Annotated in this window: 9 protein-coding genes and 1 pseudogene; 5 read left to right on the top strand and 5 right to left on the bottom strand. The window is 66.3% G+C overall.

All coding sequences use genetic code 11. The annotated features are described in order from the left end of the window. The first annotated feature begins 99 nt into the window (after window positions 1-99). The 4 genes from ACFE99_RS18765 to ACFE99_RS18750 are packed head-to-tail and all read left to right on the top strand — an operon-like array spanning window position 100 to window position 4197. The gene (locus tag ACFE99_RS18765) at window positions 100-1260 is read left to right on the top strand and encodes an MCE family protein (protein WP_375487885.1); all 1161 of its coding nucleotides are present in this window, start codon (window positions 100-102) and stop codon (window positions 1258-1260) included. Between the two features lie 7 nt (window positions 1261-1267). Then, window positions 1268-2740 (top strand): MCE family protein, encoded by a 1473-nt coding sequence (locus tag ACFE99_RS18760; RefSeq protein ID WP_375487891.1) that lies wholly within the window; start codon window positions 1268-1270, stop codon window positions 2738-2740. After that, window positions 2704-3435 carry an Mce protein gene (locus tag ACFE99_RS18755; protein ID WP_375487883.1) on the top strand — a complete coding sequence of 244 codons (732 nt, stop codon included), beginning with the start codon at window positions 2704-2706 and terminating at the stop codon, window positions 3433-3435. Before ACFE99_RS18760 ends, ACFE99_RS18755 begins: the two co-directional genes overlap by 37 nt. 60 nt (window positions 3436-3495) lie before the next feature. Then, entirely contained in the window at window positions 3496-4197 is a 702-nt protein-coding gene (locus ACFE99_RS18750) for a hypothetical protein (protein ID WP_375487881.1), read from the top strand. A gap of 42 nt (window positions 4198-4239) precedes the next feature. Here the strand turns inward: ACFE99_RS18750 and ACFE99_RS18745 are convergent, their stop codons facing one another. From ACFE99_RS18745 to ACFE99_RS18725, 5 genes are read right to left on the bottom strand one after another with little or no spacing between them, the layout of a single operon-like run. Next, window positions 4240-4656, bottom strand: coding sequence for a hypothetical protein (locus ACFE99_RS18745; protein WP_375487879.1), 417 nt, complete (start codon window positions 4654-4656; stop codon window positions 4240-4242). A 37-nt stretch (window positions 4657-4693) separates the two neighbouring features. Next, on the bottom strand, window positions 4694-5476 hold the full coding sequence (locus tag ACFE99_RS18740; protein ID WP_375487877.1) for an SDR family oxidoreductase: 783 nt from the start codon (window positions 5474-5476) through the stop codon (window positions 4694-4696). Window positions 5477-5497: 21 nt separating this feature from the next. Next, window positions 5498-6583, bottom strand: coding sequence for an acyl-CoA dehydrogenase family protein (locus ACFE99_RS18735; protein ID WP_375487889.1), 1086 nt, complete (start codon window positions 6581-6583; stop codon window positions 5498-5500). A gap of 5 nt (window positions 6584-6588) precedes the next feature. Continuing rightward, entirely contained in the window at window positions 6589-7728 is a 1140-nt protein-coding gene (locus ACFE99_RS18730; protein WP_375487875.1) for an acyl-CoA dehydrogenase family protein, read from the bottom strand. A 6-nt stretch (window positions 7729-7734) separates the two neighbouring features. Further along, window positions 7735-8574, bottom strand: coding sequence for an SDR family oxidoreductase (locus tag ACFE99_RS18725; RefSeq protein ID WP_375487887.1), 840 nt, complete (start codon window positions 8572-8574; stop codon window positions 7735-7737). 110 nt (window positions 8575-8684) lie between these two features. Here ACFE99_RS18725 and ACFE99_RS18720 point away from each other — a divergent pair. After that, window positions 8685-8902 (top strand): annotated as a pseudogene (locus ACFE99_RS18720) (hypothetical protein); the annotation flags it as partial.

The following is an 8902-nucleotide window of genomic DNA, read 5'->3' as shown; positions in this document are numbered from 1 at the left end:
GGCCGCAGAGGCACCGGCGCCAGGACCGGTTTCGCAGCCGGCGCCGACCAATCCGGCCGAAGGCCTGCGCGGATTGATGGTGCCCCCCGGAGGTGGACAATGAGGCGATCACGGTCCTGGCGCCGCGCCGGGGCGGGGCTGCTGGCAGCGTTGGCGTTGGTGGGGTTATCCGGCTGCGGCTTCCATGGCGCGAACTCGTTTCCGTTACCGGGCACCAAGGGCCGCGGCCCGGGCTCCTACACCGTTCAAGCCCAGATGCCCGATGTGCAAAGCCTGCAACAGAATTCCCGGGTCCGGGTCAACGACGTGACAGTCGGCAACGTGACCAAAATCGAGGTACAAGGCTGGCACGCGCTGGTCACCATGAAGATCGACGGCGACGTCGACTTGCCGGCCAACGCAACCGCCACGCTGGGCCAAACCAGCCTGCTCGGTTCGGTGCACGTCGAACTGGCGCCGCCGAAAGGGGTGGCGCCCGAAGGCAAACTGAAAAACGGCTCGCTGATCCCTTTGTCGTCCAGCGGGGCCTATCCCTCGACCGAACGCACGCTGGCCGCCTTGTCGCTGCTGCTCAACGGCGGTGGCCTGGGCCAGGTGCAAGACATCACCAAGGCGCTGAGCACCGCTTTCAGCGGGCGCGAACAGGACCTGAGACATCTGCTGCAACAGCTCGATAAGTTCGTCGCCTACCTCAACGACCAAAAAGCCGACATCATTGCCGCCACAGACAGCCTCAACAACCTGGTCGGCCAATTCGCCGATCAGAAGCCGGTGATCGACAAGGCGCTCAAGACCATCCCGGAGGCGCTGACCGTGCTCAAAGACGAACGCGACAACCTCGCCGATGCGCTGGCCGAGGTGGCGAAATTCGGTGCGCTTGCTGCTGACTCGGTCAACAAGACCAAGCAGAACCTGGTCAAGGAACTCAAGGATCTGGGCCCGGTGCTGCAGTCATTGGCCGACGCCGGGCCGGCGCTGACACGCTCACTGGGGTTCTACGGAACCTTCCCGTTCCCGAAAGACACGCTGAGCAAATGGTTGCGCGGCGACTACGCGAACTTGACCGCGGTGGTCGATTTGACGCTGAGCCGGCTTGACGCGTCGCTTTTCACCGGCACCCGCTTCGAGTGCAACCTGACCGAGCTGGAACTGCAATGGGGCCGCACCATCGGCCAGATGCCCAGCCCGTGCATTGCCGGCAGCCAGTACAACCCCGGCAACCCGCTGGTGGTGCCCTACCACTTCGACCAGGGGCGCTGACATGCTGCTGCATCTGACCCGGGGCACGAAAATCCAGCTTGTGGTGTTCGTCGTGATCAGCCTGATCGCGGCCACGATCATGTTCTTCAACTTCATGCAAGTACCGACCGTGTTCTTCGGTGTGGACCGCTACACGGTCAACGTGGAGTTGCCCCGGGCGGGAGGGCTCTATCCGGGCGGCAACGTCACCTACCGGGGGGTCGAAGTGGGGCGGGTCAAGGATGTGCGCCTGACCCCTAACGGCGTGCAGGCCGAGCTTCAGCTCGACTCCGACATCCACATCCCGGCCAATTCCGACGCGCAGGTCCATAGCGTATCGGCGGTCGGCGAGCAATATGTGGAGCTGCTGCCGCGTAGCGCGCATGGGCCGTCGCTGAAAAACGGCGACGTCATCCCGGCGGACCGCACCTATGTACCTCCGGACATCAACTCGCTGCTGGAAGCCACCAATCGGGGCTTGGCGGTGATCCCGCGCGAGAATCTCAAAACGGTGGTCGACGAGTCCTATATTGCGGTAGGTGGGCTCGGCCCGGAGCTTTCCCGGCTGGTGAACGGGACCACCAAGCTAGCGATCGATTCGCGCAAAAACCTGGACGCGCTGGTTTCCCTGATTGACGGGTCAAAACCGTTGCTGGACAGCCAAATCCAGTCATCGGATGCGATCCAGGCATGGGCGGCGCACCTGGCGAGCATCACGTCGCAGCTGCGAAACAACGACGCGGCGCTGGCGCACGTCCTGCAACAGGGCGGTCCGGCGGCCGCCGAAGGCCGACAGCTGTTCGACCGGCTGACCCCCACATTGCCGATCGTGCTGGCCAATCTCGTCAGCGTGGGCCAGGTGGGTGTCACCTACCGGGATAACCTGGAGTCTTTGCTGGTGGAGCTGCCGCAGGGCGCCGCCGATATCCAAGCGGTCGGTGTAGCCAACCGCAACACCAAGCAGGACTATAACGGCGCTTTTTTGAGCTTTAATCTCAATCTCAACTGGCCGCCGCCTTGCACCACCGGGTTCCTGCCGGCCCAGCAGCAGCGGGCGGCCAGCTACGAGGACTACCCGGACGTTCCCAATGGCGACTTCTACTGCCGGGTGCCGCAGGACTCGCTGCTCAATGTGCGCGGTGCGCACAACTACCCCTGTGAGACCCGCCCTGGCAAACGGGCCCCGACGGTCAAACTATGTGAAAGCGACGAGGCCTACGTTCCGCTCAACGACGGTTTCAACTGGAAGGGCGATCCCAACGCAACCTATACGGGTCAGGGTGTCCCGCAGTTCAGGCCGGGCGAAGAACCGCCGGGTCAGGCGCGGCCACCGGCCCCTCCCGGTCCGCCGCCACCACCGATCGCGGCCCTCCAGTACGATCCGGCCACCGGAATGTACATCGGACCCGACGGGAGGATGTACACCCAAGCCGAGCTGGGCCGCGGCGCCCCGAAGGAGCAAACATGGCAGAGCATGCTGACCCCTCCCACGAGGAAGTGAGCAAGATCAAGAAGAGCACGGCAGCACCGCCGTCTCCCGGCCCCACTGACGAGGCTTCCTCACGCAACGGTGTCGGCGCGCACGACGCCGACACCCGCGAGCCAACTGCCGCAGAGCCGGCCAGCCAGCCCGCGGAAGCCGAGGACTACGACGCGGCGGTGGACGGCAAAGCCGACGACGGGTCTGAGCAGGCCGAGCCGGTCAAGGAGCCGATGTCGCCGGTGCGGCTGGCGACAGTGATCGGGTTGGTGATGGTGGTCGGTTTGGCGGCGCTGGCCGGGTGGCTGGGTTTTCGGAATTACCAGTCGCATCAGGCCCAACAGCAGCGTGCGCTGCTCGTACAGGTCGGCAGGCAGGGCGCGCTGGATCTGACAACGATCGACTGGCAGCACGCCGACGGCGACATCCAGCGCATTCTGGACTCCGCGACCGGCACCTTCTATGACGACTTCTCGAAGCGCTCCAAGCCTTTCATCGAACTGGTCAAAAAGGTGCAGTCGAAGTCGGTGGGAACCATCACCGAGGCGGGTCTGGAGTCGCAATCGGGTGAGGAAGCCCAAGTGCTGGTCGCGGTGTCGGTTAACACCTCGACTGTCGGGGGGGCCGAGCCGGAACCGCGGCACTGGCGGATGCGGATCACCGTGCACAAGGACGGCGACGAGGCCAAGGTGTCCAACGTCGCGTTTGTGCCGTGAGTTGCCCGCGGACCGTCAAGGCGTTGAATGAGCCCACGAACCAGAAAAGGAACCACCGCAGTGCCCATTGAAAGCGATACCGGCACCGAGCAGGATGAACCGTTGGTCGCCGAGGAGACCACCGCGAACCTCGAGTCTGAAGCAGACGAGCCCGAGGATGCGCGCGGCGCCGAGGACTCTAGCGATGCCGACGACCGTGCCGGCGCCCAGGGTGCATCGGCCGGTGACGGCGAAACCGATGACACGAAGAAACGAGGGTTGCGGTCGTTGTGGGCTCGGATCCCGTGGCCGCGAGTGTTCGCCTTCATGGTGCTGCCCGTTTTGGCGTTGTCGATATCGGCGGGGGCCGGCTATTTGAAGTGGCAAGATTCGTGGAACCGCGCATCGGCGCTGACCGCGGTCGAGTCGGTCGCCGCGGCCAAGGAATCCACCGTAGCGCTGCTGTCTTACCGACCCGACAGTGTCGAAAAAGACCTCGGCGCCGCCCAGGACCGGTTAACCGGCAAGTTCAAGGACTCCTACACGCAGTTGGTGCACGATGTCGTGATCCCCGGCGCGAAAAAGGGCCACGTTTCGGCGGTCGCCACCGTTCCCGCTGCGGCCTCGGTGTCCGCAAGCCCAGACCACGCCGTCGTGCTGGTGTACGTCGACCAGACAGTGACTGTCGGCAACGATGCACCCACTGAAACGGCCTCCACCGTGCGGGTGAGCATGGACAAAAGCGGTGATCGCTGGCTGATCTCCGGATTCGACCCGGTGTAACGGGAACGCTTCGCGCTGCCGGTGTCGTTGAGCGCTCGGGCCTTACACGGTTGTCTGCGAGGGGCCGAAGTTCTGGCAGACGGTATACGGCGGTAAGAACGTGCTGGCGCAGCCGAGGCCTTTGACCACGTAGGTGGCGCCCGGCTGGTAGGTGTAGTAGACGATCGCCGGGTCGCGGCCCATCTTCGATGCGCACTGTCCGGGCGTGCCGTCGCCGGCTATGGACAGACACACCACCGACGAATTGGGTTCGGCGTCGGTGGGGCACGGCCCCGGATGCATCGCGGCCATCACGACGGTCACGCCCGAGGCCTGCACGACTTTGGGCGGTGTGAGAACAAACGAGCACTGCCCAGAGCCGTCCCCACCTGTGGGCGACGCCTGCGCTACCGCCGCACAGCCTCCAGCAATAAGCGCAAGCCCCACGAGGGCTCGCAGCGCCGCCAGACAGCGAATCATTTGAAAATTATACTGTTTTGCTGTCGGTCGTGGCCGGCTATTTGGGCGGGAAGCGTTGTGCGCCGTCGAGGCGTAACACCTCGCCGTTGACGTAGCGGTTCGACAGCAAAAACGCTGCGGCGTCGGCGAATTCACTGGGCGCGCCGAGCCGCTTGGGGAAGGGCACATTCGCAGCGAACCTAGCGAGTGCTTGCTCGCCGACCGATTCCATGATCGGGGTCTTCATGGTGCCGGGGGCGATGGTGTTGACGCGGATGCCGGCCGAGCCGAGGTCACGCGCGATCGCCAGCGTCAGCCCGATCACCCCCGCCTTGGCCGCCGCGTAGGCGCTTTGCCCGATTTGGCCCTCGTAGCCGGCGATTGACGCGGTCATCACCAGCGCACCGCGCTCGTCGTCGTCGCGGGGTTCGGCAGTGGCGATTGAGGCGGCGACCAGGCGGGCGACGTTGTAGGTGCCCGACAGGTACAGCTCGATGGCCTTTTGGAATACCCCGAAGTCAGCGGGAGTGCCGTCGCGGTTGACGATGCGTTCGGGTGGCCCGCCGTACCCGCCGTGGGCGATGACCGCATAACGCAGCGGGGCAAGCGTGTTGGCTGCGTCGATGGCTGCTCGGACGCTGTCCTCGTCGGTGGCGTCGGTGGGCACGAACAGCGCCCGTTCGCCCAGTTCGGCGGCCAGGGCCTTGCCCTTGTCCTCGGCCAGGTCGGCGATCACGACGGCAAGCCCGTCGGCGTGTAGCCGTCGCACCGTTGCTTCGCCCAGACCGCCGGCGCCGCCGCTGACGATCGCCGATGCGCCGTTGAATGCCGCAACTGTCACTGTTTCTCCTTCGTGCCGTGGTTACTTCCAGCCGGTCAGGTCGTTGCCGATGATGAGGTCCCATGGGTTTTGCACGCTCATCGCGACCTGGCCGAGCCTGCGGGCGTGGTGTGCGGTATGGCCGTACTCGGTGATCCAGCTTTGAGCACGCATGGTGGCCAGCCATAGCCGGTGCTCGAGGGTCACACCGATCGCGCCGTGCAGCTGGTGGGCGATGGTGGTGGCCGGGCCCACCGCGCGGCCGAGCACCACCTTGGCCACGGTGACGGCGTAGTCGGTTTGGGCGGCGCCGAACCCGTAATCGCAGGCGGCCGCGACGGCTAATGTGACTGCGGCCCGGCCTCTTTCGATCTCGCCGGCCATCGCGGCAAGCGCGTGTTGCACCGACTGAAACCGCGACAGCGGTCGGCCAAACTGCACGCGTTCGCCGGTATGCGCCACCGTCAGCTCGGCGGCGGCATCGAGTGCCCCGATGATCTGAACACAGCGGGCCCATGCCCCGCGCCGCGCCAACTCGTCGTACACCACCGCCTCGATGCGGTGACACCGCTCGGCGGGCAGCTCGAAGCTGATCCGGTCGCGCGGTTCACCGGCCAGGTTCTGGCCGTCGTCGATCACAACGTCTGCAGGATTCAGTTGCGCGGCGCACCAGCCCTCAGAGGTCTTGGCGCACAGGATGATCGCGGCAGCATCCCGCGCCCAGGGCACGTCGGCCGCGCTGCCTGTGAGGCGGTCGCCGCACACGGTCGCATCGGATTCGGCGATGGTCAGGGGCCCCGAGGTCGGCGGTTGCAGTTCCGCCTGCTGGGCCAACCATGCTGCGAGCAGATCGGTTTCGGCGATCGGGACCGCGCCGGCGTGGCGCGCCAGCCCGGCGAGCACCGTCGCCAGCTCGCCGGGACCGGCCGCCAACTCGGGGGTACTGGTCAACCGGGCCAGTCCGGTGTCCTGCAGGTGGCGCCATAGGGCTTCGTCGAAGCGCTCCGGTCGGGTGCGCTGACCCAGCCGCGCCTCAAAGCAGCGGCGGCCTATGTCATCGACAAGCTGACGCAGCTCGGCGCCGTCGTCGTCGGGCTGGTCGAAGACGCCGCCGGCCAACGCGGTCAGCGCGCTCATCGCACTCCCATCCCCTTGGCCACCACGGCGCGCAGCACCTCGTTGGTGCCGCCGCGCAGCGTGAACAGCGGCCGGTGCAGCCGAGCCGTGTCGAGCATCGCGCGCAGGGCCGGGTCGGGATCATGCAGCAAGTCGGCGGCCAAGTCGACCGATTGCTGCTCGAACTGTGTGCCGAGGTCTTTGACCAGCGCTGCGCGGCTGGCCGCCGAACCTCCGTCGGCCAGCACACGGGCCACCGACACCGACAACTGGCGCAGCGAGACCAGCCGGGCCATAAGCTCACCCACTGCGGTCGCGGACTGCTCGGACTGCCCGGCGGCGGCCACGGCGCGAATGGCGGCGCTGATCAGCGGCGCGGTGGATAGGATACGTTCGGGGCCGCTGCGTTCGAAGGACAGCTCGGCGGTCACTTGATGCCAGCCGTCGCCGATGGTTCCAAGCACATCGGCGTCGGGCACGAACACGTCGTCGAACACGACCTCGTTGAAATGGTGCTCGCCTGACATCAGCGCGACCGGCCGGATGGTGACCCCGGGCGCATCTGGGGGTATGAGGAACTGGCTCAGCCCGGCGTGGCGGCGTTCGGGATCGGCCGGGCTGGTCCGGGCCAGCACCACGATCTGATGTGCCCGATGCGCGCCGCTGGTCCACACTTTGGTGCCCTTGATGGTCCAGCCGCCCTCGGTTCGGGTGGCCCTGCTTTGTACGGCGGCAAGATCGGAGCCGGCGCCGTGTTCGCTCATCCCGATCGCCGAGTAGAGCCGTCCCGCGGCGATGCGGGGCAGCAGCTGCTGTTGCTGCTCGATGGTGCCGTAGGCCAGCAGGGTGGGCGCGAGCTGGCGGTCGGCCACCCAGTGCGCGGCCACCGGTGCGCCGTGCGCCAGCAGTTCCTCGGTGACTACGTAACGATGCAGATGGCCCAACCCGCGTCCGCCGTAGCGCGCGGGGACGGTCAGGCCCAGGAAACCGGCGTCGCCGAGGCGGGCGCTGAATGCTTCGTCCCAGCATGACAGCCACGAATCCACGGTGGGCTGCCAGCCGAATTCGGCTTGGTCGGCACGCAGGAACTCGCGGATCGATGCCCGCAACTTCGCCAGGTCAGAATCGTTGGCGCACAGCCGCTCAAAGCAACTCATTGCGCGTCAGACCGCGGGTAAGGGCGTTGTCGGTAAGTAGAAGTCGGGGGTCAGGTCCTCCTCGCGGGCGGCCAGTCGATATTCGGAGAAGTCATCGACGCCCTCCTGACGCAGCACCTGTTCGTCGGTGAAGAAGTTGCCGCTGCATTCTGCGGCGGCCCGAGTCAGGATCGCATGCGCAGCGTCGGCCATGATTTGTGGACTGCGGCCCTGCGCTCGGGCGGCGTCCTCGCCCAGCACGGCCATCATTCCCGTGCTGGCCACCGTAGTGGCCGGCCACAGTGAATTGGCCGCGATCGGAATAGCCTGGAATTCGGCCGACCAACCCAACGTCAGCAGGCTTTCGGCGTATTTGCCGATTGTGTGGCCCAAATGTGCTGCTGCCCAGGCTGGTTCGAGGTTGATAGGTGGTGAGATGGTCAAGATGTGCGGGTTGTCTGAGAGTTTGAGGTGCTTGTAGGCGGCCTGTACCAGCGCGAAGGGGCCACGCACGTTGACCGCCAGCAACCGGTCGAACGCCGTGACGGGCAGCTGGGGGGTGCGACGCAGGTCCAGCGCTGCGGCGTTGTTGACGACGATGTCGATGCGCCCGAACTGCTCGACGACCCGGCTGATCGCATCGCCGACCGCGTCCGCGTCCCGAATGTCGCAGGGCAGCGCCAGCGCGTCGCCGCCGGCGTTGCGCACCGCCTGGGCGGTCTGCGTCAGTGAGCCGTCGATGCGCGGATGTGGGGTGTGGGTCTTGGCGATCAGCGCCAGGTGCGCGCCGTCTGCTGCGGCGCGAAGCGCGATCTGGCGCCCGATGCCCCGGCTGGCGCCGGTGACCACCACAACGCGGCCTTTCAAACTGCGCTCGATGCTGGCGGGCAAACCGGATCCCTTCGTCCAAGTGGCAGACAATGCTATAACTATATAGCGTATTAACTGTCCGTCCCAGACCGCCCCGGAGAGCCCGCATGACCGACATTGTGGCGATCGGTACCTACTTGCCGCCGTGGCAACGCGGCGGCAGGCGGGTCAAGGGGCCCGACGAGGATGCCTTGACGATGGCGGTCGCCGCGGGCCGCGCAGCCGATCCGGGCGCGACAGCGCGGCGAGTGGTGATGGTCTCGCGCAACTTCCCGCTGCTGGAGGGAGGCAACGGCGGGGTGTTGTTGGCGGGTCTGTCGCTGCC

The sequence above is a fragment of the uncultured Mycobacterium sp. genome (assembly GCF_964249325.1).
Taxonomy (GTDB): Bacteria; Actinomycetota; Actinomycetes; order Mycobacteriales; family Mycobacteriaceae; genus Mycobacterium.
The sequence above is the reverse complement of the archived record's forward strand: the minus strand, read 5'-3'. Positions and strand labels throughout refer to the sequence as shown.

Bases quoted from the DNA above. Each gene is read 5' to 3' on its own strand.
- ACFE99_RS18765 (WP_375487885.1), top strand. From the start codon at position 100: ATGAGGCGATCACGGTCCTGGCGCCGCGCCGGGGCGGGGCTGCTGGCA.
- ACFE99_RS18730 (WP_375487875.1), bottom strand. From the start codon at position 7,728: ATGAGTTGCTTTGAGCGGCTGTGCGCCAACGATTCTGACCTGGCGAAG.
- ACFE99_RS18755 (WP_375487883.1), top strand. From the start codon at position 2,704: ATGGCAGAGCATGCTGACCCCTCCCACGAGGAAGTGAGCAAGATCAAG.
- ACFE99_RS18745 (WP_375487879.1), bottom strand. From the start codon at position 4,656: ATGATTCGCTGTCTGGCGGCGCTGCGAGCCCTCGTGGGGCTTGCGCTT.